Annotated in this window: 29 protein-coding genes; 17 read left to right on the top strand and 12 right to left on the bottom strand. The window is 62.2% G+C overall.

Annotated features, from left to right (window positions below; genetic code table 11):
* Positions 1–10 precede the first annotated feature (10 nt).
* From rsmG to hemE, 6 genes are all read right to left on the bottom strand, one after another.
* Positions 11–658 carry a 16S rRNA (guanine(527)-N(7))-methyltransferase RsmG gene (rsmG, locus tag CCK88_RS16250; RefSeq protein WP_170926527.1) on the bottom strand — a complete coding sequence of 216 codons (648 nt, stop codon included), beginning with the start codon at positions 656–658 and terminating at the stop codon, positions 11–13.
* Complete coding sequence (gene mnmG, locus CCK88_RS16245; protein ID WP_086471615.1) at positions 658–2,520, bottom strand: tRNA uridine-5-carboxymethylaminomethyl(34) synthesis enzyme MnmG; 1,863 nt, start codon at positions 2,518–2,520, stop codon at positions 658–660. Before mnmG ends, rsmG begins: the two co-directional genes overlap by 1 nt.
* Positions 2,521–2,666: 146 nt before the next feature.
* A complete protein-coding gene (mnmE, locus tag CCK88_RS16240) occupies positions 2,667–3,953 on the bottom strand; it encodes a tRNA uridine-5-carboxymethylaminomethyl(34) synthesis GTPase MnmE (protein WP_086471614.1) in 1,287 nt (428 codons plus the stop codon).
* 74 nt (positions 3,954–4,027) lie between these two features.
* On the bottom strand, positions 4,028–5,293 hold the full coding sequence (gene rho, locus CCK88_RS16235; RefSeq protein WP_086471613.1) for a transcription termination factor Rho: 1,266 nt from the start codon (positions 5,291–5,293) through the stop codon (positions 4,028–4,030).
* A 198-nt stretch (positions 5,294–5,491) separates the two neighbouring features.
* Positions 5,492–5,917 (bottom strand): protoporphyrinogen oxidase HemJ, encoded by a 426-nt coding sequence (hemJ, locus tag CCK88_RS16230; RefSeq protein ID WP_086471612.1) that lies wholly within the window; start codon positions 5,915–5,917, stop codon positions 5,492–5,494.
* Positions 5,914–6,960 (bottom strand): uroporphyrinogen decarboxylase, encoded by a 1,047-nt coding sequence (gene hemE / locus CCK88_RS16225; protein ID WP_086471611.1) that lies wholly within the window; start codon positions 6,958–6,960, stop codon positions 5,914–5,916. Before hemE ends, hemJ begins: the two co-directional genes overlap by 4 nt.
* Positions 6,961–7,399: 439 nt before the next feature.
* Between hemE and CCK88_RS16220 the strand changes: the two genes are divergently transcribed.
* Genes CCK88_RS16220 through dnaQ form a run of 4 tightly spaced genes read left to right on the top strand, consistent with a single transcriptional unit; the run spans position 7,400 to position 10,134 of the window.
* A complete protein-coding gene (locus CCK88_RS16220; protein ID WP_086471610.1) occupies positions 7,400–7,996 on the top strand; it encodes a Maf family protein in 597 nt (198 codons plus the stop codon).
* Between the two features lie 10 nt (positions 7,997–8,006).
* Positions 8,007–8,837 carry a shikimate dehydrogenase gene (locus CCK88_RS16215; RefSeq protein WP_086471609.1) on the top strand — a complete coding sequence of 277 codons (831 nt, stop codon included), beginning with the start codon at positions 8,007–8,009 and terminating at the stop codon, positions 8,835–8,837.
* Positions 8,838–8,839: 2 nt separating this feature from the next.
* On the top strand, positions 8,840–9,430 hold the full coding sequence (gene coaE / locus CCK88_RS16210; RefSeq protein WP_086471608.1) for a dephospho-CoA kinase: 591 nt from the start codon (positions 8,840–8,842) through the stop codon (positions 9,428–9,430).
* Entirely contained in the window at positions 9,430–10,134 is a 705-nt protein-coding gene (gene dnaQ / locus CCK88_RS16205) for a DNA polymerase III subunit epsilon (protein ID WP_086472009.1), read from the top strand. The genes coaE and dnaQ overlap by 1 nt, the downstream gene beginning before the upstream one ends.
* Positions 10,135–10,335: 201 nt before the next feature.
* Here dnaQ and secB read toward each other — a convergent pair whose 3' ends face one another.
* Entirely contained in the window at positions 10,336–10,860 is a 525-nt protein-coding gene (gene secB / locus CCK88_RS16200; protein WP_086471607.1) for a protein-export chaperone SecB, read from the bottom strand.
* A gap of 82 nt (positions 10,861–10,942) precedes the next feature.
* Positions 10,943–11,407 (bottom strand): FxsA family protein, encoded by a 465-nt coding sequence (locus CCK88_RS16195; RefSeq protein ID WP_170926526.1) that lies wholly within the window; start codon positions 11,405–11,407, stop codon positions 10,943–10,945.
* Positions 11,408–11,579: 172 nt separating this feature from the next.
* On the opposite strand from CCK88_RS16195, the gene CCK88_RS16190 reads away from it, so the two are divergent.
* The 3 genes from CCK88_RS16190 to CCK88_RS16180 are packed head-to-tail and all read left to right on the top strand — an operon-like array spanning position 11,580 to position 13,273.
* Positions 11,580–12,302: a Tim44/TimA family putative adaptor protein gene (locus CCK88_RS16190; RefSeq protein ID WP_086471605.1), complete on the top strand. Its 723-nt coding sequence runs from the start codon at positions 11,580–11,582 to the stop codon at positions 12,300–12,302.
* A 24-nt stretch (positions 12,303–12,326) separates the two neighbouring features.
* On the top strand, positions 12,327–12,908 hold the full coding sequence (locus CCK88_RS16185) for a Smr/MutS family protein (protein WP_086471604.1): 582 nt from the start codon (positions 12,327–12,329) through the stop codon (positions 12,906–12,908).
* On the top strand, positions 12,905–13,273 hold the full coding sequence (locus CCK88_RS16180; RefSeq protein WP_086471603.1) for a helix-turn-helix domain-containing protein: 369 nt from the start codon (positions 12,905–12,907) through the stop codon (positions 13,271–13,273). The genes CCK88_RS16185 and CCK88_RS16180 overlap by 4 nt, the downstream gene beginning before the upstream one ends.
* Before the next feature lie 75 nt (positions 13,274–13,348).
* Here CCK88_RS16180 and hslU read toward each other — a convergent pair whose 3' ends face one another.
* From hslU to hslV, 3 genes are all read right to left on the bottom strand, one after another.
* A complete protein-coding gene (gene hslU, locus CCK88_RS16175; RefSeq protein ID WP_086471602.1) occupies positions 13,349–14,653 on the bottom strand; it encodes an ATP-dependent protease ATPase subunit HslU in 1,305 nt (434 codons plus the stop codon).
* 71 nt (positions 14,654–14,724) lie between these two features.
* Entirely contained in the window at positions 14,725–15,246 is a 522-nt protein-coding gene (locus CCK88_RS16170) for a GNAT family N-acetyltransferase (RefSeq protein WP_086471601.1), read from the bottom strand.
* Positions 15,247–15,250: 4 nt separating this feature from the next.
* Positions 15,251–15,805 (bottom strand): ATP-dependent protease subunit HslV, encoded by a 555-nt coding sequence (gene hslV, locus CCK88_RS16165; protein ID WP_086471600.1) that lies wholly within the window; start codon positions 15,803–15,805, stop codon positions 15,251–15,253.
* A gap of 202 nt (positions 15,806–16,007) precedes the next feature.
* Between hslV and hisB the strand changes: the two genes are divergently transcribed.
* The 9 genes from hisB (at position 16,008) to coaA (ending at position 21,553) form a co-directional block, all read left to right on the top strand.
* Positions 16,008–16,637, top strand: a complete 630-nt coding sequence (gene hisB, locus CCK88_RS16160) for an imidazoleglycerol-phosphate dehydratase HisB (protein WP_280173828.1) — start codon at positions 16,008–16,010, stop codon at positions 16,635–16,637.
* Positions 16,638–16,774: 137 nt separating this feature from the next.
* Positions 16,775–17,131 carry a DUF2628 domain-containing protein gene (locus tag CCK88_RS16155; RefSeq protein ID WP_086471598.1) on the top strand — a complete coding sequence of 119 codons (357 nt, stop codon included), beginning with the start codon at positions 16,775–16,777 and terminating at the stop codon, positions 17,129–17,131.
* Positions 17,128–17,781 carry an imidazole glycerol phosphate synthase subunit HisH gene (hisH, locus tag CCK88_RS16150; RefSeq protein ID WP_086471597.1) on the top strand — a complete coding sequence of 218 codons (654 nt, stop codon included), beginning with the start codon at positions 17,128–17,130 and terminating at the stop codon, positions 17,779–17,781. The genes CCK88_RS16155 and hisH overlap by 4 nt, the downstream gene beginning before the upstream one ends.
* Positions 17,782–17,920: 139 nt before the next feature.
* Entirely contained in the window at positions 17,921–18,649 is a 729-nt protein-coding gene (hisA, locus tag CCK88_RS16145) for a 1-(5-phosphoribosyl)-5-[(5-phosphoribosylamino)methylideneamino]imidazole-4-carboxamide isomerase (protein WP_086471596.1), read from the top strand.
* Entirely contained in the window at positions 18,646–18,924 is a 279-nt protein-coding gene (locus CCK88_RS16140) for a hypothetical protein (protein WP_086471595.1), read from the top strand. Before hisA ends, CCK88_RS16140 begins: the two co-directional genes overlap by 4 nt.
* Positions 18,921–19,238 carry a hypothetical protein gene (locus CCK88_RS16135; protein WP_086471594.1) on the top strand — a complete coding sequence of 106 codons (318 nt, stop codon included), beginning with the start codon at positions 18,921–18,923 and terminating at the stop codon, positions 19,236–19,238. Before CCK88_RS16140 ends, CCK88_RS16135 begins: the two co-directional genes overlap by 4 nt.
* Positions 19,239–19,332: 94 nt before the next feature.
* On the top strand, positions 19,333–20,142 hold the full coding sequence (gene hisF, locus CCK88_RS16130) for an imidazole glycerol phosphate synthase subunit HisF (protein ID WP_086471593.1): 810 nt from the start codon (positions 19,333–19,335) through the stop codon (positions 20,140–20,142).
* Positions 20,143–20,285: 143 nt separating this feature from the next.
* Positions 20,286–20,603, top strand: coding sequence for a phosphoribosyl-ATP diphosphatase (locus tag CCK88_RS16125; RefSeq protein ID WP_244557565.1), 318 nt, complete (start codon positions 20,286–20,288; stop codon positions 20,601–20,603).
* The gene (gene coaA / locus CCK88_RS16120) at positions 20,603–21,553 is read left to right on the top strand and encodes a type I pantothenate kinase (RefSeq protein ID WP_086471591.1); all 951 of its coding nucleotides are present in this window, start codon (positions 20,603–20,605) and stop codon (positions 21,551–21,553) included. Before CCK88_RS16125 ends, coaA begins: the two co-directional genes overlap by 1 nt.
* A gap of 104 nt (positions 21,554–21,657) precedes the next feature.
* Here the strand turns inward: coaA and CCK88_RS16115 are convergent, their stop codons facing one another.
* Positions 21,658–22,008 carry a VOC family protein gene (locus tag CCK88_RS16115; protein WP_140049024.1) on the bottom strand — a complete coding sequence of 117 codons (351 nt, stop codon included), beginning with the start codon at positions 22,006–22,008 and terminating at the stop codon, positions 21,658–21,660.
* 124 nt (positions 22,009–22,132) lie between these two features.
* Between CCK88_RS16115 and dapB the strand changes: the two genes are divergently transcribed.
* Complete coding sequence (gene dapB, locus CCK88_RS16110) at positions 22,133–22,945, top strand: 4-hydroxy-tetrahydrodipicolinate reductase (protein WP_086471589.1); 813 nt, start codon at positions 22,133–22,135, stop codon at positions 22,943–22,945.
* The last annotated feature ends 41 nt before the right edge of the window (positions 22,946–22,986 follow it).

Below are 22,986 nucleotides of genomic sequence, written 5' to 3'. Positions count from 1 at the left end.
CCGTCTGCCGCTAACTTACTGATTTTCCGCGCAGATTTGTAACCTCGACGATCACGCCGCCCGGATCGGTATCACTCTTGGTTATTAGCACGTCATGGTGCCAGTGCGCACCCGATTCCGCGAGCTCTTCAACATGTTCCCGCCCTTTATGCAGCAGGGCGCGGGTTTGCGGACCGAAAAACGGCGCCATCCAGGTGCACAATTGGGGCATCGCGGCGAGCGCCCGCGAAGTTATGACGTCAGGCGTCCCTGTTTCACGTGAATCAGTCTGGTCACTCCGCACACCGATGACGGTGACATTGAGACCCAGTTCCCGCGTCACCGTGCGCAGGAAACTGACCTTTCGTGCAGTTGGCTCAATCAGCACAAACCGTCGATCACTGCCCTTGCTGGCGATTGCCATTGGCAATGCCGGGAATCCCCCGCCGCTCCCAAAATCGAGGAAAAGCCGATCGCTCGGCTTTGTCAGTGTCATGACTTGCAAACTATCGGCGAAATGGCGCGTCCAGATCTGGCTCAGTGTTTCACGTGAAACAAGATTCTGTACGGACTGCCATTTTGTGAGCAGTTTGGCATATGATTCCAGGTCATTCGCAACCGCTTCGATGGGTCGCGTCACGTGCCCGGCATAGGCTTGGATAGCGGCAATGTCGCCCATCATCCGGCCTTGCGCAGCTCACCGCGGCGAATGACAGCCAACAGCAATGTGATCGCTGCCGGGGTCATACCGTCCATGGCCTGAGCCTGCGCGATTGTTTGCGGACGGTTGAGATGAAGCTTGTTACGCAACTCCATCGAGAGGCCCGGGATGGAATGGTAGTCGATGTCGTCAGGGATCGCGCGCTGTTCATCGCGACGGACACTTTCGATGTCTGCCTTCTGCCGATCGAGATAGACCGCGTATTGAGCATCGATAGACACCTGCTCGCGTATCATCTCGTCCAGTTTGCCCAGTTCGGGCCAGAGCCGCGTCAGATCGTCTACCGCGATATCGGGATAGGACAGCAGATCGAAGGCCGTGCGACGCTTCCCGTCTTCGTTCACGGCCAGACCGGCCTTTCGGGCCTCGCTGGGTGAGGCCGAAAGACTGTGAAGCAGGCTGCGTCCTTTACGCAAGGCATCGGACTTCTGCCGAAAAATTTCTTCGCGCTGGGTTCCGACCAAGCCGTTGCTCAAACCCAGTCCGGTGAGACGCTGGTCTGCATTATCGGCACGCAAGTGCAGGCGGAATTCGGCGCGCGACGTAAACATGCGATAGGGCTCGCTCACCCCACGGGTGACGAGATCATCGACCATCACCCCAAGATAACTTTCCGTGCGGGACAGGACGAGCGGAGCCGTGCCGGTCGAGGCCAGTGCAGCATTAGCGCCCGCCAGGAGACCCTGTGCGCCGGCTTCTTCGTATCCTGTCGTGCCATTGATCTGACCGGCAAGGTAGAGACCAGGTTGGCGTTTCACTTCCAGCGTCGGGCGAAGCTCCCGCGGATCAACATAGTCATATTCGATTGCATAGCCGGGGCGAATGATCCGCACATTCTCTAACCCGGGCATGGAGCGCAGAAACGCCTCCTGTACGTCCTCAGGAAGCGAGGTGGAAAGGCCGTTGGGATAAACCGTATGATCGTCAAGACCTTCCGGTTCGAGGAAGATCTGGTGGCTGTCCCGATCCGCGAAGCGAACCACCTTATCCTCGATCGACGGACAATAGCGTGGCCCGCGGCTCTGGATACGGCCCGAATACATCGCCGAGCGATGAAGATTGTCGGAGATGATCCGGTGCGTTTCGGCTGTTGTTCGGGTGATGTGACACGACACCTGGCGCGTCATGATGGCCGTCGTAAGCGCCGAGAATGGCTCTGGAGGTGTGTCGCCGGGCTGGTCTTCGAGCACGGCATAATCGATAGTGGCTGCATCGAGCCGCGCCGGCGTGCCCGTTTTAAGACGCCCAAGTTGCAGGCCCAACTCCTCGAGACGCGTTGAGAGACCCAGAACAGGCTTTTCGCCGACCCTGCCTGCGGGAACTGTTTCTTCTCCCCGATGGATAAGGCCACGCAGAAACGTACCCGTCGTCAACACGACAGCCTTGGTGCCAATGCGGCGGCCGTCCAGGAGCACGACCCCGGACACCACGCCATCCGTCACTTCGATATCGTCGACCTCACCTTCGATGACATCGAGATTCGGCTGCGCCCGGATCGCCGCCTGCATGGCTTGCCGATAGAGCTTGCGGTCCGCCTGAGCGCGGGGCCCGCGAACCGCGGGTCCTTTTCGGCGATTGAGCACGCGGAACTGGATGCCGGCCTGATCGGCCACCCGACCCATCAAGCCATCCAGCGCATCGATTTCTCGGACGAGATGACCCTTGCCCAAACCGCCGATCGCGGGGTTGCAGCTCATCTCGCCGATAGTGGCAAATCGATGTGTGACAAGGGCAGTCGGGACGCCAATTCGTGCCGAGGCTGCAGCAGCCTCTGAGCCGGCATGGCCTCCGCCGACGACGATCACGGCATAGTCAGTCATGGCATTTCTCCGAGGCGCCTGACATAGGCCAATGTTTCACGTGAATCAATTGAAGGATGTGTCGATGTCAGCCATCCAGATGTTTCACGTGAATCAATTTTGGTTGTTACAGGTCTGGTGTTTCACGTGAATCCGAGAGGGTCGGTTCATTTCCCGATGCAAAAGCTCGCGAACAGCCGGTCCAGAACCCGCTCGGCGTCCAGCCGCCCGACCAAACGTTCAAGTGACTGGGAGGCAATTCGCAGGTTTTCGGCAGCAAGTTCCGGGGATGACAGCTGTGCCGCCGAGCGCTGCAGCGCTGCAAGCGCTTCCATCAGAGCGACCCGATCGCGCTCATGGCTGAGCAAACTCGGCTCGCCCTGTGTCAGCGTCTCTCCGATGGCTGTGATACGGCGCACGAGCTCGTCAATCCCATCACCGGTAAGCGCAGATACGGTGATATCAACATCAGCCACCGCGCGGAGATCAAATTTGGTGCCCACGACAATTGCATTGTCCGGTCTGTCGAGATCATCCTCTATATCCGGCGCGGTCAGCCAGAGGACGATATCGGCATCGGCAATCGCCATGCGCGCGCGGCGGACTCCCTCGGCTTCCGCCTTGCTGTCGGTGTCGCGGAGACCGGCAAGATCGAGGAGAATGTAAAGCTGCCCATCAATGTTCAATGGCACCTGCCGAACATCCCGCGTCGTGCCCGCTTCGTCGGTAACGATTGCGATGTCGGACTTGGCCAGCGCGTTCAACAGGCTTGATTTTCCGGCATTCGGTGCCCCTGCAAGGGCGACCCTTATTCCCTCGCGGATGATCAGTCCCTGCGCATAGCCGGCCAGCGCCGTGTCGATATCTTTGTAGAGTGCCAGAATCTGCGCGCCGAATTCTTCAGGCAGGGCTTCGTCGACATCGCCTTCGTCGGAGAAGTCGAGTCTGGCTTCGATCTCCGCCCTGAGATCGAGCAGGGTATCGCGCCACGCGTCAATGCGCTGGCTGAGCCCGCCCTCGAATCGTGCCAGGGCCTGGCGACGCTGGTTTTCGGTCTCCGCTTCAAGAAGGTCGCCCAGGCCTTCGATTTCGATGAGGTCCAGCTTGCCGTTTTCGAAGGCGCGGCGCGTAAATTCGCCAGCTTCGGCAAGCCTGGCCCCATTCGCGATGAGGAGGTTCAGGATGGCCCGCACCCCTGCCGGCGATCCATGCACCTGCAACTCGGCGCAATCTTCTCCCGTAAAGCTGTAGGGCCCGGGAAACCACACCACAAGCCCGCGATCGAGGAGGCTGTCTTGCCCGATCGGTCGCAGCACCAGCTTGCGTGGCTCAGGCAATTCACCGCTGACTGCGCGCACCAGGCGGGCTGTATCGCGCCCGGAAAGGCGGATGACGGCGACACCTGAAGGCGGTGCCCCGGACGAAAGCGCGACGATTGTATCGGCTGATGTCATGCTCGTGGGGTCCAAAAGCAAAAGAGCGACACGCTTGGGGCATGTCGCTCTCCAAAAGCGTCGATCTCTGCGGATCAGGTGTTCATCGAATCGAAGAAATCCGAATTGGTCTTGGTTTGACGCACCTTGTCGGTGAGGAACTCCATCGCATCGATGGTGCCCATCGGGTTGAGGATGCGCCGCAGGACGTACATCTTGCGCAGGATATCTGGCTCGACCAGCAGTTCTTCCTTGCGGGTGCCGGACTTGTTGATGTCGATCGCCGGGAAGACGCGCTTGTCGGCCACCTTGCGGTCGAGCACGATTTCCGAGTTGCCGGTACCCTTGAATTCTTCGAAGATCACTTCGTCCATGCGCGATCCAGTATCGATCAGCGCGGTGGAAATGATGGTGAGCGAACCGCCGTCCTCGATATTGCGGGCCGCGCCAAAGAAACGCTTTGGACGCTGCAGCGCATTGGCGTCGACGCCACCGGTCAGCACCTTACCCGAACTTGGAACGACGGTGTTGTAGGCGCGGCCGAGACGGGTAATGGAGTCGAGAAGGATCACCACGTCACGCTTGTGCTCGACGAGGCGCTTGGCCTTTTCGATCACCATTTCCGCGACCTGGACGTGGCGCGATGCCGGTTCGTCGAATGTGGAGGAGATCACCTCGCCGCGCACCGAGCGCTGCATGTCCGTCACTTCTTCCGGCCGCTCGTCGATCAGCAGCACGATGAGATAGCATTCGGGATGATTGGTGGCGATCGATTGTGCAATATTTTGCAACAATACGGTCTTACCAGTGCGCGGAGGCGCAACGATCAGAGCACGCTGGCCCTTGCCCAGAGGCGCGACGAGATCGAGCAGACGGGCCGAGCGATCCTTCAGCGTTGGATCGGGCAGTTCCATGCGCAGGCGCTCTTCGGGATAGAGCGGGGTCAGATTGTCGAAGTTGACCTTGTGGCGGACGGCTTCTGGATCTTCGAAATTGATCGTCGAAACCTTGAGCAGCGCGAAATAGCGCTCGCCTTCCTTGGGAGAGCGGATTTCGCCCTCGACCGTGTCGCCGGTCCGCAGCCCGAAGCGGCGGATTTGGCTGGGGCTGACATAGATGTCATCAGGGCCCGGAAGATAATTCGCATCAGGAGAACGCAGGAAGCCGAACCCGTCGGGGAGCACCTCGACCACGCCTTCGCCGACAATGTTGATGTCCTGGGCAGCCAATTCCTTGAGAATGGCGAACATCAACTCCTGCTTGCGCATGGTCGAAGCGTTTTCGACCTCGAGTTCCTCGGCAAAGGCCAAGAGTTCAGCCGGGGATTTGGCCTTGAGCTCACTGAGCTTGATATTCTGCATGTAGCGAAACGACCCTGGAGGGATATCGGTAAGACTGGATAGTCACAAAGGAAGGGGAAGTTCGACACCCGCGCAGCAACCGGGCGGTCGCGCAATTAGGGGATGCCTTGCCTCCATGTAGCCTGATCCGCCCGTTTATTCAAGCCGTGCCGCCGTCGCCCCAAGCGATTCACGTGAAACCGCCGCGGCTGCGACCGCTCAGAACGGCTTCACGATCACCATGATCACGATGACGATCATCAACACCGTCGGCACTTCGTTGAGCATGCGGAAATATTTCTGCGACTTGCGGTTGGCGTCGCGCGCAAAATCCTTGAGGTGCCGCGCGTAGAGCCCATGAACGCCCGAAAGCGCGATCACGAACGCCGCCTTGACCCAGGGCCAGACCGATCCCCAGTCGACGATGCCGTGGCCCACCATGGCGAGGCCAAAAACCCAGGTCGCTATCATGGCCGGCGTCGTGATGGCGCGGAACAGGCGCCGCTCCATAACCTTGAAGGTTTCCGACTGCACCGAACCCACTTCCGCCACCGCGTGATACACGAACAGCCGCGGCAGGTAGAGCATGCCGGCCATCCACGCGATCACCGAAATGACATGCAGGGCCTTGAACCACTCGATCATGCGCGTGCCTCCCAGGATTTGACCAGATCAACCAGTCGCTCGACATGGGCGATCGGCGTTTCCGGAACGATGCCATGGCCAAGGTTGAAAATGTGCGGACGATCGGAGAACGCCGAAAGAATGGCGCGCGCCTGGCTTTCCATCGCTTCCCCACCGACCACCAGGCGCAGCGGATCAAGATTGCCCTGTACCGCGATATCGGGAGGCAGGCTGGACCGCACGAACTCGAGCGGCGTCGCAAAATCCACGCCGAGCACGTTGACCCCCGTGGACTCCGCATAGCGCCGCAGATTGCCGGCAGCACCGCGCGGAAAGCCGATGATCGGCGCGTTGGGAATGCGCTGCCGCAATCCCTCGACGATCCGCCGATTGGGCTCCATGACGTTGCGGGCAAAGCTCGTGTCGTCGAGATTAAGGGCCCAGCTTTCAAACAGCTGCACCACGTCGGCGCCCGCCTCCAGTTGCGCGGCAAGGTAATCGATCGAGGTTGTGACAAGGATGTCCATCAGCTTGTCGAACGCCGCCGGATGCTCGAGCGCAAACTTGCGCGCCACCCACTGGTCGGGTGAGCCGCGGCCTCCCAGCATATAGGTCGCGACGGTCCAGGGCGCCCCACAGAACCCGATCAGGGTCTTTTCCGGAGGCAGGGCCGCTCGCAGCCGCCGAACGGTATCCAGAACGGGCGCCAGGTGGCCCATGGCCCGCGACGGTTCGAGCGCATCGATACCCTTCTCGTCCAAAGCCTCCAGCACCGGCCCTTCCCCCACCTGGAAGCGAACGGTCTGCCCCAGGGCATCGGGCACCACGAGAATGTCGGAAAAGAGGATCGCGGCGTCGAGATCGAAGCGGCGCAAGGGCTGCATTGTCACCTCCACCGCCAGTTCCGGCGTGTAGCAGAGCTCCAGGAAATCCTTGGCCTGGGTCCGCGTCTGCCGATACTCGGGCAGATAGCGTCCTGCCTGGCGCATGATCCACATGGGGGGTGTCGCCTGGCGCTGTCCGAGGACGGTAGCCAGCATTGGTTTGTGTACCGCTGAATGCATCGCGTCATTCCTTCCAAACCCTAAAAAGAGTCTGTCTTGCTTCGCTTCTTTATCTTTATTGCGGTGTTTAGCTGGAATTCACCGCCACCCACAATCGGCAGCCTCGGTGACACTTGCGCGCAGCCTATGGTTAACGCCGTGTGAACATCGTCCAATCCTTACCGGAACCTTAACGTCGCCACAGATGTTAACGAGAGGTTAATCCGACGACTCCGGAGTCAACGATTCGATTCACGCTGTGGACGATCGGACTCAAAACCTTTTCCGCTCATTTGCGGCTTTCCCCAGAGCTTTCCACCGGGCCCGTCGCCAGGGTCCGTAAACGTCTTGTTAACAATTCGGGACCCAAGTCGAACAAGTTTCGCTTCAGCCAAAACTTGCACGACCAAACCACAGCGTGCCCTTGAGCTGGGGATGACAGTGTGGAAAACTTGGCTCCATGCTGATCCTCGCTTCCGCCAGTGCGACCCGTAAAGCCTTGCTGGACAAGGCTGGTTTGGCGTTCACCACCCATCCAGCGACCATCGACGAACGTGGCATCGAAAGCGAAACTTTCAATGCCGGAGGCGACGGCCGGGACGTGGCGCTGCTATTGGCGCGGCGCAAGGCCGAAGCGGTTTCCGCGCTCCATCCCGGCGCCATCGTGATCGGCGCGGACCAGACGCTGGCGCTGGGGCCTGAACTTTTACACAAGCCATCATCTCTCGGAGACGCTGCCGATCAACTCGATCACCTGCGCGGCAAGACCCACCGCCTGCATGCCGCGGTCACGCTGGTCCGCGATGGCGCCCTGCTCTGGTCCGATGTGCAGACGGCCGAACTCACCATGCGGGACTTTGCACCCGACGAGCGGGACCTCGTTCTCCGCCTCGAAGGCGAAGCCATTCTGTCTTCGGTTGGCGGCTATCGTCTCGAAGGGCCGTCCATCCGCCTGTTCGAAACCGTCACTGGCGACTATTTCACCATTCTCGGGCTTCCCCTGCTTCCCCTCCTGGCCGCTTTGCGCAATATCGCGCCTGAGCTGCTGCAGTCCTGAGGATCGTGCATTGACCACCAAGGCCTTCGTTATCGGTCATCCGATCGCCCATTCCCGTTCGCCCCTGATTCATGGTTCATGGCTCCGGGAGCACGGCATCGACGGCACCTATGAAGCCATCGATGTGGCCCCCGACGATTTGCCCGCCTTTTTCGACCGCTTGCGCTCCGGCGAATTTGCCGGTGGCAACGTCACCATTCCCCACAAGGAAACGGTCTTTGCCCTCTGCGACAGCGTCGATGACCTGGCGCGGATGATCGGGGCGGTGAACACGCTCGTGGTCCGGTCAGGCAAGGTCCATGGCACCAATACCGACTATCTCGGGTTCCTGGGCAATCTCGATGCCAATGCGCCAACCTGGTCGGATGGACCCAAGGATGCCCTCATCATCGGCGCTGGAGGCGCGGCCCGTGCCGTCCTGGTCGCCCTGCGCCGGCGCAATGGCGGCCAGGTCCATGTCCTCAACCGGACCCTCGCCAATGCGCAGGCGCTGATCGAGGAAATCGACGGGCCCTTCGAAGCCCACGGATTCGAGGCTTTCGACGAACTGGCGCCCGATATCGGCCTCGTCGTCAACACCAGTTCCATCGGCATGCATGGCTCGAAATTCGATTGGCTCGACTTGGGCCTCCTGCCGCCGTCTACCCTCGTCACCGATATTGTCTACACGCCGCTCGAAACCCCACTTCTCGCCGAAGCCAATGCACATGGCCTGCGCACGGTCGATGGTCTCGGAATGCTGTTGCATCAGGCGGTGCCGGGATTTGCTGCCTGGTTCGGTGTGACGCCCAAAGTGACACCCGAGCTGCGCAGCCTGGTCGAAGCGACCCTGGACCATTGAGAATGAAGCGGATCGGCATCACGGGGTCCATCGCGACGGGCAAATCCACCCTGCTCGCGGCATTCGCCGCAGCCGGCGTGCCTGTCTTTTCGGCCGATGCCGCGGTCGCCGAACTGTATGCCGGCGACGCCGTTGCGCCGGTGGAAGCACTGTTTCCCGGCGTTTCCAGCAATGGCGTCATCGATCGGCAGGCGCTCTCGAGCCGCCTCGCCGCCGATCCAGCGGGCTTCAAGCGCCTCGAAGCCGTGGTTCATCCCCTGGTGCGCGCCAGGATTGCGCAATTCCTGGATACCGCGGAACGCGATGGTCATGTCGCTGCCGCCGTCGAAGTGCCGCTCCTTTACGAAAGCGGCTACGATTACGGTTTCGACGCGGTGGCCGTCACCCATGTGGACGACGCGATCCAGCGCCGACGGGTACTCGACCGGCCGGGCATGACCGTGGAAAAGCTGGAGAGCCTTCTTGCCCGGCAGATGCCACAGGCCGAAAAGAAGGCACGGGCAACCTGGACCTTCGATACGGCGCAATCGCCCGATATCATCCAGGCCGAGGTTGCCGACCTCGTGGCGGACATCGAACGGCAGGGCGAATGATCAGGGAAATCGTGCTCGATACCGAAACCACGGGTCTTTCGCCGACCGGCGGAGATCGTCTGGTGGAGATCGGCTGCGTCGAGTTGATCAATCACATCCCAACCGGCAAGCATTTCCACGTCTATATCAATCCCCAGCGCTCCATGCCCGAGGAAGCATTCAGGGTCCACGGGCTGAGCGAGGAATTCCTCGCCGACAAGGCACTCTTTAAGGATGTGGTGGATGACTTTCTCGCCTTTATCGGCGACGCAACGCTGGTCATTCACAACGCCCCCTTCGACATGGGCTTTCTCAATCATCAGCTCGAGATCAGTGGCCACAAGACCCTCACCAATCCGGTGATCGATACGGTCATGGTGGCGCGCCAGAAGCATCCGGGCGCCCGTGTCAGCCTCGATGCGCTCTGCAAGCACTACGGCATCGACAATTCCCGCCGCACGCTTCACGGCGCCCTGCTCGACAGCGAGATCCTGGCCGAAGTCTATCTCGAGCTGATCGGGGGCAAGCAGGTCAGTCTGGCCCTGGTGGCCGAGGTTGCAAGTTCAGGCACCGGCGCTGCACAGGTGCGGATCGCCGTGGCCCCGCGTCCCGTCGCCTTGCCCAGCCGCATCAGTGCTCAGGAGGCCGAAGCGCACGCCGCTTTCGTGGGCAAGATGGGCGAAAGCGCCATCTGGGCACAATACGCCGAAGCGGCAGCGGAGTAGGAAGCGACCCTTCATGGTCGCAACACTATCCCATCTGCCGCGGTTATCCCGGCGAAGGCCGGGATCCATGACAAACAATAGACACCGGCTTTTGCCGGAGCGACACCGTAGGTGTTGAGGCAGCCTGCTTGAGCCCCACCCCGGCATCCAAACAAAAACCCCGGCACGAGGCCGGGGTTGTCTGTAGCATGCAGACTTGGCTCAGTTGAGCTTGTCGCCCTCGGGCGCTGCTGCTGCGGCTGGCGCTGCAGCACCGCCCTGCTGGGCCAGCTTGGCCAGGTTCTGCCGATAGATGGCCGAGAAATCCACCGGCTCCATCATCAGCGGCGGGAAACCGCCCTGCTGCGTCACGCTGGCCAGCACCTGGCGCGCGAACGGGAAGATGAGGCGCGGACATTCGATCATCAGCAGCGGCGACAGCTGGTTTTCCGGCACGTTCTTGAGGCGGAAGATGCCGCCATAGACGAGCTCGACATTGAACAGCAGGGTCTCTTCGCGATTGGCCTTGGCGTTGAGCGTCAGCTCGACCGCGTAGATTTCGTCGTTCTGCTTCTTCACGCCCACCGAGATCGAGACGTTGAAGGCCGGGTTGGTCCCACCGCTCATCAGCGTCGTCGGCGCACCGGGATTTTCGAAGCTGAGGTCGCGGATATACTGGCCCACAAGGTTCATGCTGGGCGCGGTGCCGGGCTGCGGCGCTGCCGCGCCCTGGTTTTCGTCGGCCATTATCTGGTCCTTTTGATTTCGAAGTCAGGCAATTCGAGGCCAGTGGCTAGCACTTTTGGCGCATGCGAACAAGCCGAGCGGCCTAGTTGCGACCGTCCCGCCAGTTCTCGTCCTTGAGCTCGATGGAGCGTGTTTCCGGCTCGGGTTCGTAGACAGGTCCATCATGGCGGCGATAGCTGGTCGTCGTTTCCACCACTCGCACGCGACTGGCCAATGCCTTGAACATCCAACCCCGTACCGGCGGGATCAGCAGGGCCAGCGCCACCATGTCACTGAGAAAGCCGGGCAGCACGAGAAGAATAGCCGCCAGGCCGATCAGCATGGCGTCGAACATGGTCCGGCCGGGTATGGTGCCGGCCCTGACATTGCTGCGCAACCGCGATACGACGCCCAGGCCCTGCTGTCGCAAAAGCATGGCGCCGGCAACGGCACCCAGGATCACCAGACCGAGTGTAGGAAACACGCCGATGGCGCGTCCCACGATGACGAAAAGCGCGATTTCGATAAGGGGCAGGAGGAGAAAGCCGATGGCGATAAAGCGGGCCAAGATCTGTTCCTGTCGTTTCTGGCTCGAAAACGGGGCGCGGCAAAAAAGCAACTCGCCCCAAGGTGAACTGGTTTCAGGCTAAAGCATTGCCTATATATAGGCGAACCGCGGCGCAGAACGAGCGCCATCCATTAGTTTTTTGTCGACGCCTCCCGCGCAAGGTGCCCATTTCATGGACGATTTCCTCGATCTGCCGACGCTGATTGCCATTGCTGTAGCGGTCTTCGTGCTCTTCCGCCTGCGGTCCGTCCTGGGGACGCGTACCGGCAATGAACGTCCTCCGGTCGATCGCAGCCGTTCGACCCGTCCCGAGAAAACCGGCGAGACCAGCGAGGAAACCGTTGTTCCCCTGCGCCCGCGCCCAGCCCAGCCCGAGCTTGACGACGAGCGTCGCGCCCGCAAGCTCGAGGCCGAGATCGAACAGGCCGCTGCCGGCAATGCCGAACTCGCCGCAGGTCTCAAGGCTGTTGTCGAGGCCGATCCGACCTTCTCACCCAAGGGCTTCCTCGAAGGCGCCAAGCAGGCATACGAGATGATCGTCACGGCCTTTGCCGAAGGTGATCGCCAGACGCTCAAGAACCTTCTCGACAAGCCCATCTACGACAGTTTCCATCGCGCCATCAGCGACCGGGAAGCCGAAGGCCGCACCGTCGATTTCACCTTTGTCGGCCTGCCCAAGATCGCCATCGTCGATGCCGAATACGACAAGAAGGACGTCAACGTCACCGTCGACTTCCATGCCGAAGTGGTTTCCGCCACCCGTGACAAGGACGGCAATCTGGTCGAGGGCAATGCCGATCAGGTCCAGACCATCGCTGACGAATGGACCTTCTCGCGCAATCCCAAGTCGCGCGATCCGAACTGGAAAGTCGTGGCCACCAGCCAGCTCGATTGATCCATACCGGCAGGCCCGACGACCATGTCCAAGCGCGGTTCACGACGCCTGCCGCATGACTTCCATCTGTGGACCACGGTGGCAGAAACGGTCGAGCCACTGCGTCGTAAGGGTCTTCTGAAATTGGGGACTGGCGCATTGCCGGTTCCTGAGCCCCAGCCGGAACCGCTGGTCAAGGCGCCACCCAAACCGCTCACATCGGGCAAGCCCTTCCTGCCGCCCTACCAGGCGCCGGTCGCGCCGATCGAGGTCGTGGACAGGGGTGTCGATCCCGCCATCCACAAGAAGGTTCGCCGTGGCCGCATCGAGATCGATGGCAAGATCGACCTCCACGGCATGACCCAGGTCGAGGCCCGCGACAGCCTCCGCCGGTTCATCGGCGCGCGGGCTGCGGCTGGAAACCGCACCATCCTTGTCATCACCGGCAAGGGTGCCAGAACCGATAGCGACTATATCGCCGCCATGACCGAACGGGGAATTCTGCGCACCATGCTGCCGATCTGGCTGTCCGAACCGGGCCTGTCGCATCTGGTATCAGGCTGGAGCGTGGCTGCGCGCGGCCATGGTGGGGAGGGGGCGTGGTATGTGCGCCTGCGTCGGCATTGACCCCGCTTGGTGCCAAGCTCAGGGCCCTTCGCGACGCGCGCGGCATTTCCCTCAAGGAGATGGCGGCGGCGCTGAACGTGTCCTCCGCCTACCTTTCGGCGCTCGAACACGGCAAGCGTGGCCAGCCGACCAGTTTCCTGCTGCACCGCATGATCGCCTATTTCAACGTCATCTGGGACGAGGCCGAGGAGCTCCAGCGCCTAGCCGAAATCTCCGATCCCAAGGTGACCATCGATACCGGGGGCCTTGTGCCCGAGGCCACCGAGCTCACCAATCGCTTGCGCGACAATATCGAGCGGCTGGACGCCGACGATCTGCGCTTCCTGCGCGACGAATTGGTCAAGCGAAGCGCGCGGAAGCGGTAGGGCTCCACAAATGGATTGCCGGGACAAGCCCGGCAATGACGATGGGGAGCGAACTTGTGTGAGGGGCAGGCGCCCCTAAAGCACGAACTTGCTCAGGTCCGTATCTCCAGCCAGCACACCGACCTTGTCCCGCACAAACGCCGCGTCGATGGTCACGGTCTGGCCGTTCCGGTCGGGCGCGTCGAAGGAGATTTCCTCGACCAGCCGTTCCATCACCGTCTGCAGGCGCCGCGCGCCGATATTCTCGACGCTCGAATTGACCTTCACGGCCGCATCGGCAATCGCCTCGATGGCATCCTGGGTGATCTCGAGCGTCAGCCCTTCGGTTCCCATCAGCGCCACATACTGCTTGATCAGGCTCGCTTCGGTATCGCTGAGGATGCCGATGAAGTCCTCGCGCGTCAGCGCCTTGAGTTCCACCCGGATCGGCAGGCGCCCCTGCAGTTCAGGCAACAGGTCGCTGGGCTTGGACACGTGGAACGCGCCCGAGGCGATGAAGAGGATATGGTCGGTCTTGACCGGCCCATACTTGGTCGCAACGGTCGTGCCTTCGATCAGCGGCAGCAAGTCTCGCTGCACACCTTCGCGCGATGGACCGCCCTGCACCCCACCTTCGCGGGCCGCGACCTTGTCGATCTCGTCGATGAAGACGATGCCGTGGTTTTCGACGAGTTCGATCGCCTCGGCCTTGAGCTGGTCCTGGTCGAGCAGCTTGTCGGCCTCTTCGGCGATCAGGGGCTCATAGGCATCCTTGACCTTGATCTTGCGCTTGACCCCGCGCCCGCCCATGGCCTGCTTGAACATGTCCGAGAGGTTGATCATGCCGATGCCGCCCTGCATGCCGGGAATATCCATCCCCTGCGGCGTCGACGGCGTCATCTCGATCTCGATATCCTTGTCGTCGAGCTCGTTCTTGCGCAGCTTGGTGCGGAAACTGTCGCGCGTCGAGGGCGTGGCCGACGTGCCGACCAGCGCATCGAGCACCCGCTCTTCGGCATTGTGATGGGCCTGCGCCTGCACATCGCGACGGCGCTTGTCGCGCAGGACGGTGATCCCGGCCTCGACGAGGTCGCGCACGATCTGCTCGACATCGCGGCCGACATAGCCCACTTCGGTGAACTTGGTGGCCTCGACCTTGACGAAGGGGGCCTGCGCCAGCCGTGCCAGGCGACGCGAAATCTCGGTCTTGCCCACGCCGGTCGGCCCGATCATCAGGATGTTCTTGGGGCTGACCTCGCGCCGCAGCTCGGGCGAAAGCTGCTGCCGGCGCCAGCGATTGCGCAGCGCTACGGCCACGGCGCGCTTGGCGTCGGCCTGGCCCACGATGTGGCGGTCGAGCTCGGAGACGATTTCGCGCGGGGAGAAATTGGTTTCAGACATATTTTTCACTTTCGCTCAGCGTTTCCAGCAAAAGTGGTTCCACTTTTGCGGTTCGGACAACGCGTCTTAATTCATGCCTTGCTGTCGGATCCGTCACGATCCAGGAAGCGCACCATCAGGTGTTCGTCGATGTATCGACCGTTCACGAAGAGATAGCGGGGCTCGGTGGCGTAATGCTCGAAGCCGAGCTTGCGGTAGAGCCGGATTGCCGGCTCGTTTTCCGACCAGACGCCGAGGTGGATCTGGATGACATGGTGCCTTGCATGCTCGACCAGATGCTCGACCAGCGCCCGCGACAGACCGGTGCCGCGCTGTTCCGGCCGCGTATAGACCTGGATCATCCAGCCCCGATGCCGCTCCTTGGCGCCCTCATTGCGAAGGAACGCATTGATGCCGCCCAGCGACCCGTCAGCCATCACCGCGCCGAACACCGTCAGTGTCTCGAGCATCTGCCGGATATCGGCATCGCTCCTTTGCGCAAAGTTTTCCGCCGTCGAGACGAAGGCCTCCGGATGGTTGGCCAGCGCCTCATGGCGAATGGAGCGGTAGGCCGCGATGTCGCCGGGGCCGAGGCGTCGGATGGAGAAGGTCACTGAATCAGAGCTCGATGCTTTCGACCGTTACATTGCCATTGGTATAGACGCAGATTTCCTCCGCGATCTTCATGGCGCGGCGGGCGATGTCTTCCGCATCGAGTTCGGTCGCCTGGTGCAGCGCCAGCGCGGCTGAATGGGCGTAGTTGCCGCCCGAGCCGATGGCGATCACGCCGTGGTCGGGGGTCAGCACGTCGCCATTGCCGGTCAGCACCAGCGTATCCTTGGCATCGGCCACGATCATCATGGCTTCGAGCTTCCGCAGATACCGGTCGGTGCGCCAGTCCTTGGCCAGTTCGACGGCCGCGCGCATCAGTTGGTCGGGATATTGCTCGAGCTTGCCTTCGAGCCGCTCGAAGAGGGTAAAGGCGTCCGCTGTCGAGCCGGCAAAGCCGCCGATTACCTTGCCACCGGCAAGGCGACGTACTTTCTTGGCGCCGTGCTTCATCACGGTCTGGCCCATGGAAACCTGGCCATCGCCAGCCACTACCACCTTGTTGCCCTTGCGCACGGAAACGATCGTCGTCCCGTGCCAGCCGGGGGATTGATGTTCACTCATTGGGGGAATTACTCCGAACTGTTGAGTGATATTTAGGGCGGCACGAAGCGATTGCAACAGACCCCCCACCCAACTTCCCCCCGGAAGACGGGGGAGGAGCCGATCGAGTTTGTACCCGATACCCCTCCAACACCGGCAGTCTCCTCCCCTCCTTCAGGGGGAGGCTGGGTGGGGTGTCCCTAAACCCAATCTTCACGCGCGCATGCCTATCTGCTACTCAGCCGCCGAATTCCGGAGACCTGCCATGCGCACTGCAAAAATCGCCCGCAAGACCAACGAGACCGAGATTTCCGTCTCGATCAATCTCGACGGCTCGGGCGCGCACAGCATGAAGACCGGCGTCGGCTTCTTCGATCACATGCTCGACCAGCTCTCGCGCCATTCGCTCATCGACATGGATGTCACCTGCAAGGGTGATCTCCACATCGACAGCCACCATACCGTCGAGGATGTCGGCATCGCGCTGGGCCAGGCGATCAAGGAGGCACTTGGCGATAAGCGCGGCATCCGCCGCTATGCCTCCTCCGACCTGCCCATGGACGGCACCCTGACCCGTGCCGCGCTGGATGTGTCCGGCCGCGCCTTCCTGGTGTTCAAGGCCCAGTTCTCACAGGGCAAGATCGGCGATATCGATACCGAGCTTTTCCAGGAGTTCTTCCAGGCGCTGGCCATCAATGCCGGCATCACGCTCCATATCGAAAACTTCTATTTCGACAACAATCACCATCTGGCCGAGTCCATGTTCAAGGCCGTGGCCCGCGCCCTGCGCGAAGCCGTGGAGATCGATCCGCGTACGGCTGATCGGGTGCCGAGCACCAAGGGCACGCTGTAGCCCTTTCGCGCGCTGCAGTTTTGCACTAAGTCACGCCCAACCACAGGTGTCACCCCGGCGAAGGCCGGGGTCCATCCTGATATCTCGAGGTGGATCCCGGCCTTCGCCGGATGACTTCGGGGTTCTGGAGAAAAACAGTGACCCTCTACGCCATCCTGATGCCCAAGCCCGAAACAGGCACCCTGCCCGCGGCCGTGCCTGAAAAATTCTCCTGGTTCGCGACGCTGCTGCCCCCCGTGCATGCGCTCTCCCATCGGCTCTGGGACCAGTTGGCGCTCTATGGTCTGGGTGTCGCCGCCATCGCTTTCGCCGCGCGCTGGACCGGGCCGGATGCCGCGATCTGGCTTTATATCCTGCTCGCCATATCCTGTGGCTTCGCGGCGCCCGGCGCCCTGCGCCGCGCCTTGCGGCGCCGTGGCTACCAGCCGGGCATCCATCGTTTTGCCGTCGACCCGGATGCGGCGCGCCTTTCTGCCTTGGGGGACAACGCATGAGCACCGTCGCCATCATCGACTATGGCGCCGGCAATCTGCGCTCCGCCGCCAAGGCCTTTGAACGCGTCGCCGCCGAACGTGACCAGGGTGATGTCGTCACCGTCACGGCCGATCCCGATATTGTCCGTGGTGCGGATCGCATCATGCTGCCCGGCGTCGGCGCCTTTGCCGATTGCATGGCCGGTCTGCGCGCCGTCCCGGGCATGATCGAGGTGCTCGACGAGCGCGTGATCAAGGCTGGCACGCCCTTCCTGGGCGTTTGCGTCGGCATGCAGCTTCTTGCCGGCGAAGGCCGCGAAAAGGTCGTCACCCCGGGTCTGGGCTGGATCCCAGGCGCCGTCGAAAAGATCAAGCCGTCGGACCCGGCGCTGAAAATTCCCCATATGGGCTGGAACACCATCGATAGTGTCCGCCACCATGCGCTCCTCGATGGCATTGCCACCGGTACCGGCGGCCTCCACGCCTATTTCGTCCACTCCTATCACCTGCGCACGGCCGATCCGGCCCATCTCGTCGCCACCACCAATTACGGCGGTGCCTTCACCGCCTGCGTCGGCCGCGACAACATTTTCGGCACCCAGTTCCACCCGGAAAAAAGCCAGGCACTCGGGCTGAAGCTGATCGACAATTTCCTGGAGTGGAAGCCGTGAGGCACCCCCACCTAACCTCTCCCTATGAGGGGGAGGGATCACATCGAGCGTGTGGCACCATGCTGCCAAAACCAATGTCCCTGCTCCTCCCCCTTATAGGGGGAGGTCGGGTGGGGGTTCTGCCAAAGAGCAAAAGACCATGATCCTCTTCCCCGCCATCGACCTCAAGGACGGACAGTGCGTGCGCCTCAAACTCGGCGACATGGACCAGGCCACCGTCTTCAATGACAATCCGGCCGCCCAGGCCAAGAGTTTCGAGGACCAGGGTTTCGAATACCTCCATGTGGTCGATCTCAACGGCGCCTTTGCCGGCGAGAGCGTCAACGGCGCTGCCGTCGAAGCCATCCTCGCGACGGTGAATTTTCCGGTCCAGCTCGGCGGCGGCATTCGCACGCTCGACCATATCGAGGCTTGGCTCGACAAGGGTCTTGCCCGCGTCATCCTTGGGACCGTCGCGGTGCGCAATCCGGAGCTGGTAAGGGAAGCTGCCAGGAAATGGCCAGGCCAGGTCGCCGTCGGCACCGATGCCAAGGGCGGCATGGTGGCCGTGGAGGGCTGGGCGGAAACCTCCGAACTCTCCATATCGGAGCTCGCCAAGCGCTTCGAAGGCGCTGGCGTTGCGGCTATCATCTATACCGATATCGATCGCGACGGCATTCTGGCCGGCATCAACTGGGACTCGACGCTGGAGCTCGCGCGCTCGACCTCAATCCCGGTCATTGCCTCGGGCGGCCTCGCCTCCATGGATGATATCGAGCGCATGACGCGGCCCGAATATCAGGTGCTCGAAGGCGCCATTTCCGGCCGCGCGCTCTATGACGGGCGCATTGATTCACGTGAAGCATTGGCGCGCCTGAAAGCGGCATGATGGCGGATCGGAGCAAGCGCTTTCCTTGGCTCGGCCACCTCGTGGTCTTCTGCCTGATCGGCGCTTTCTCCATGTCGCCCGTCATCTGGCTCGCTGTGGTCAACGCGCAGTCCTCCGGCGCACAGATCGGCCTTACCGATCTCATGGCGCAATGGGGTATTCTTGGCTGGCTGGTCACGACCCCGTTCGTGATCGGCCCGTTTCTCTTTCTCGTCTGGGGCGCGATCGCCGCGATCCATCTCGCCCTCCATCTGCGACGGCGCGGTCAAGCATGAACCGGGCCGGAAAATTTCACTGGACCGTCTATCTCGTCATCCTTGCGGTGATCGTCCTTTTTGCAGCCGCGCCGTTTCTTTCGGTGCTGTTCACTTATGCTATAGCCGATGCCAACAACTGCGTGGTCAACGAGGCGACCACCCATCCCTGCCTTGTCCTGGGCATGGATCTGGGCGGCCTTCTCTATTTCACCGGCCTCATGGGTTGGTTCATGCTGGCCACCATTCCGCTCGGTGGGGGCGCGCTGATCGTCTGGTTCGTCCTTCTTCTCATCCACTACCTCGCCTGGCGGCAGAAAGCCGGAACGCCATGAGTCTCAAGACCCGAATCATTCCCTGCCTGGACGTTGCCGCCCCGCGTCGCCCGCAGCGCAGCGAGGACGCGCAGACCAAAAAAGGAAGCCGCCGGTGAGCCTCAAGACCCGAATCATTCCCTGCCTGGACGTGGCCGGCGGCCGCGTCGTCAAGGGCGTCAATTTCGTCGATCTGGTCGATGCCGGGGATCCCGTCGAAGCTGCCATGGCCTATGACGCGGCGGGTGCCGACGAATTGACCTTCCTCGACATCACCGCCAGCCACGAGGGCCGTGATACCATTTTCGACGTCGTGGCGCGCACGGCCGAGCATTGCTTCATGCCGGTGACCGTCGGCGGCGGCGTCCGCAGCATCGAGGATATCAGGAAGCTTTTGCTGGCCGGCGCAGATAAGGTGGCGATCAACTCCGCTGCGGTCAGCGATCCCGATTTCATCGCCCGCGCCGCCGACAAGTTCGGCAATCAGTGCATTGTTGTCTCGGTCGATGCCAAGCAGCGGCTCGACGCCCGGGTCGGCGGCGACAACCGGTCGGAGTGGGAAATCTACACTCATGGCGGTCGCAAGCCGACGGGCATCGACGCGGTGGAGTTTGCTGCGCGCATGGTCGAGCGTGGCGCCGGCGAATTGCTGGTGACCTCGATGGACCGCGACGGCACCAAGTCGGGTTTCGATCTCAAACTCACCCGCGCCATTGCCGATACGGTCGAAGTTCCGGTCATCGCTTCGGGCGGCGTCGGTTCGCTTCAGGATCTGGTCGATGGCGTTGTCGAAGGGCATGCGAGCGCCGTGCTGGCGGCGTCCATCTTCCACTTCGGCACCTTCACCATTCCCCAGGCCAAGGCCTATATGGCCGAACATGGCATCGCCATGCGGCTCGATGCGCTCTCCGGCAAGGCTGCCTGAACCGAAGGTAGCGGATGACGCGGCCTGGAACTCATGTTTAAACGAATCGCAGTTGTCATCCCGGCGCAGGCCGGGATCCATCCTGAGATCGCAAGTTGGGCCACGGCCGTCGCCGGGGTGACATCCAGTGGATGGGACAAGAAATGACCCTTGAAGAACTCGAAGCGCGCATCGCCATCCGTGCGGCAGCCTCGCCCGAGGAAAGCTATACGGCAAGGCTGATCGCCCGAGGCATCGGCAAGGCCGCCCAGAAGCTGGGCGAGGAAGCAATCGAAGCGGTGATCGCCGCCGTCACCCATGACCGCGCCGAACTGGTCAAGGAGAGTGCCGACGTGCTTTATCACCTCCTCGTCGTGCTCAAGGCCGAAGGCGTCCCCCTCGCCGAAGTCATGGCCGAGCTCGATGGGCGCACTGCCCAGTCGGGTCTCGCCGAAAAAGCTGCGCGCAAGGATACGCTCTGATGGCCAGGCGCAACCCCGCCCACGACCCGTACCAGACCTTCACCAAGCAGCAGTGGAGCGATCTGCGCAACGGTCAGCCGATGACGCTCACCGCCGAGGATATCGAGCGCCTCCGGGCGCTGACCGATCCGATTTCGCTGGCCGAGGCCGAAGAGGTATTCCTGCCGCTCTCGCGCCTCCTGGCCTATTACGTCGAGGCGATTCAGGGGCTCCACCAGATTTCGTCGCGCTTTCTCAATACTCCCGGCGACAAGGTGCCCTTCATCATCGGTGTTGCCGGGTCGGTGGCCGTGGGCAAGTCCACCACCTCGCGCATCCTGCGCGCCCTGCTCTCGCGCTGGCCCTCGAGCCCCAAGGTCGATCTCGTCACCACCGACGGCTTCCTGCATCCCAACAAGGTGCTCGAGGATCGCGGCCTCATGCACCGCAAGGGCTTCCCCGAAAGCTACGACCGCGCCCGCTTCGTCAATTTCCTGGCCGACATCAAGTCGGGCAAGTCAAAGGTTGCCGTGCCGGTCTACTCGCACCTCGTCTATGACGTCGTGCCAGGCGAAGAGGTGATCATCGATCGCCCCGATATCCTGATCGTCGAGGGCCTCAACATCCTCCAGCCCGGCGAATTGCCACGCGACGGCAAGCCCATCCTCTTCGCGTCCGACTTCATCGATTTCTCGATCTATATCGACGCCGATGTCGAGGACCTGCGCGACTGGTATCTCACCCGCTTCTTCCGGCTGCGCGAAACCGCCTTCCGCGATCCCACGTCCTTCTTCCGCCGCTTCTCGGAAATGAGCGAGGAGGAAGCCGGCATCTTCGGGCGTAATGTCTGGAAGACCATCAACCTGCCCAACCTGCTCGAAAACGTCCTTCCCACTCGCGGCCGCGCCGACCTCATCCTCAAGAAGGGCAAGGATCACCGCGTCGAGGAAGTGAAGCTCAAGCGGCTCTAGCTCGTCGCAACGCGCTCGCTCCTACACTTCCCCCTTTGAGGGGGCGGTGGCGGCGCTTGGCCGGCAGGCCTGGCGAGGGGAGGGTGTGGCACCGGGCGTGCCTCTTAATAGGTCCCCGGCTGCGGCTGGCTGAGCACGATCAGATTGCCATCCGGGTCGCGCAGCTTTGCCGTCTTGAAGAAATCCCCGATCGCCTTGGCCACCGGCTTGATGCCATGCAGTTCGAGCCGTCCGAGTTCCTCGGCGATGTCGTCGACAACGAGCATCACGACGCTCGCACCGGCCCGATCGGCATCGCTCATCACATGTACCCAGCCGCCCCCGGGCAGTTTCCACTCGGCCACGTCGACCATGGTCCGCGCATCGGCAGGGCGGCCGAACAGGTATTCGTACCAGACCAGGGAATGGCCGAGGTCTTCCACCGCGACACCGGCCAGCACATTGGTAAGAGTCATGGAGTGGTCCATCTTTCTCTTCGGTTCTGCCCGAATCGTAGCACAGACCCGTCGCGGGCGGCATCCCGGTTGGCGGGCGGAACGGGCGCTGCTATAGGCGGTGGGAATCTGAGGAGAATGCGGCATGAGCAAGTTGCGCATCATCGTGGCCGGAGCGGGTGGACGCATGGGCGCCGCCAACATCGCGGCCATTGCCGCCCATGATGGTGTCGAACTGGTCGGCGCGCTTGATCGGCCCGGTTCCGCCGCCATCGGCAAGGATGCCGGTACGCTCGCTGGGCTCGAAGCCTTGGGCGTGCCGGTCAGCGACGACATCGCCCCCCTGCTCGGTCGCGCCGATGCGATCATTGACTTTACCGCGCCCGCGTCCAGCGTGGCCCTCGCGCAGCGCGCTGCCCAGACCGGCCTCGTCCACATCATCGGCACCACGGGCTGTTCGGAAGCCGACGACGCCGCCATCGCTGCGGCTGCGGCCGCCGGCGCGCGCATCGTCAAGTCCGGCAATTTTTCGCCCGGCATGGTGGCGCTGACGGCACTGGTCGAAAAGGCCGCGCGCGCCCTGGCCGACTACGACGTCGAAATTCTCGAAATGCACCATAACAAAAAGGTCGACGCCCCCTCGGGCACGGCGCTGATGCTGGGCGAGGCCGCCGCCCGGGGCCGCGACATTGCCCTCAAGGACCATAAGGTCACCGTGCGCGATGGCCATACCGGCCCGCGAGAGGCCGGTACCATTGGCTTTGCCACTTTGCGCGGCGGCAACGTCATCGGCGACCACATGGTGATCCTGGCCGGTCAGTCCGAGCGCATCGAGCTCAATCATCGCGCGCAGGATCGCACCATCTATGCCAATGGCGCCATCAAGGCTGTCCTCTGGGCCGCCGCCCAACCGCCTGGCCTCTACTCCATGGCCGATGTGCTCGGCCTCAACGACTGACACGGCGCCCGTCGCGCCTTATCGAAACACTCGATCCAAGG

The organism is Devosia lucknowensis, assembly GCF_900177655.1.
GTDB classification, from domain to species: Bacteria; Pseudomonadota; Alphaproteobacteria; order Rhizobiales; family Devosiaceae; genus Devosia; species Devosia lucknowensis.
The sequence above is the reverse complement of the archived record's forward strand: the minus strand, read 5'-3'. Positions and strand labels throughout refer to the sequence as shown.

Bases quoted from the DNA above. Each gene is read 5' to 3' on its own strand.
- rsmG (WP_170926527.1), bottom strand. From the start codon at position 658: ATGGGCGACATTGCCGCTATCCAAGCCTATGCCGGGCACGTGACGCGA.
- mnmG (WP_086471615.1), bottom strand. From the start codon at position 2,520: ATGACTGACTATGCCGTGATCGTCGTCGGCGGAGGCCATGCCGGCTCA.
- mnmE (WP_086471614.1), bottom strand. From the start codon at position 3,953: ATGACATCAGCCGATACAATCGTCGCGCTTTCGTCCGGGGCACCGCCT.
- rho (WP_086471613.1), bottom strand. From the start codon at position 5,293: ATGCAGAATATCAAGCTCAGTGAGCTCAAGGCCAAATCCCCGGCTGAA.
- hemJ (WP_086471612.1), bottom strand. From the start codon at position 5,917: ATGATCGAGTGGTTCAAGGCCCTGCATGTCATTTCGGTGATCGCGTGG.
- hemE (WP_086471611.1), bottom strand. From the start codon at position 6,960: ATGCATTCAGCGGTACACAAACCAATGCTGGCTACCGTCCTCGGACAG.
- CCK88_RS16220 (WP_086471610.1), top strand. From the start codon at position 7,400: ATGCTGATCCTCGCTTCCGCCAGTGCGACCCGTAAAGCCTTGCTGGAC.
- coaE (WP_086471608.1), top strand. From the start codon at position 8,840: ATGAAGCGGATCGGCATCACGGGGTCCATCGCGACGGGCAAATCCACC.
- secB (WP_086471607.1), bottom strand. From the start codon at position 10,860: ATGGCCGACGAAAACCAGGGCGCGGCAGCGCCGCAGCCCGGCACCGCG.
- CCK88_RS16190 (WP_086471605.1), top strand. From the start codon at position 11,580: ATGGACGATTTCCTCGATCTGCCGACGCTGATTGCCATTGCTGTAGCG.
- CCK88_RS16185 (WP_086471604.1), top strand. From the start codon at position 12,327: ATGTCCAAGCGCGGTTCACGACGCCTGCCGCATGACTTCCATCTGTGG.
- hslU (WP_086471602.1), bottom strand. From the start codon at position 14,653: ATGTCTGAAACCAATTTCTCCCCGCGCGAAATCGTCTCCGAGCTCGAC.
- hslV (WP_086471600.1), bottom strand. From the start codon at position 15,805: ATGAGTGAACATCAATCCCCCGGCTGGCACGGGACGACGATCGTTTCC.
- hisB (WP_280173828.1), top strand. From the start codon at position 16,008: ATGCCTATCTGCTACTCAGCCGCCGAATTCCGGAGACCTGCCATGCGC.
- hisH (WP_086471597.1), top strand. From the start codon at position 17,128: ATGAGCACCGTCGCCATCATCGACTATGGCGCCGGCAATCTGCGCTCC.
- hisA (WP_086471596.1), top strand. From the start codon at position 17,921: ATGATCCTCTTCCCCGCCATCGACCTCAAGGACGGACAGTGCGTGCGC.
- CCK88_RS16140 (WP_086471595.1), top strand. From the start codon at position 18,646: ATGATGGCGGATCGGAGCAAGCGCTTTCCTTGGCTCGGCCACCTCGTG.
- CCK88_RS16135 (WP_086471594.1), top strand. From the start codon at position 18,921: ATGAACCGGGCCGGAAAATTTCACTGGACCGTCTATCTCGTCATCCTT.
- CCK88_RS16125 (WP_244557565.1), top strand. From the start codon at position 20,286: ATGACCCTTGAAGAACTCGAAGCGCGCATCGCCATCCGTGCGGCAGCC.
- coaA (WP_086471591.1), top strand. From the start codon at position 20,603: ATGGCCAGGCGCAACCCCGCCCACGACCCGTACCAGACCTTCACCAAG.
- CCK88_RS16115 (WP_140049024.1), bottom strand. From the start codon at position 22,008: ATGACTCTTACCAATGTGCTGGCCGGTGTCGCGGTGGAAGACCTCGGC.
- dapB (WP_086471589.1), top strand. From the start codon at position 22,133: ATGAGCAAGTTGCGCATCATCGTGGCCGGAGCGGGTGGACGCATGGGC.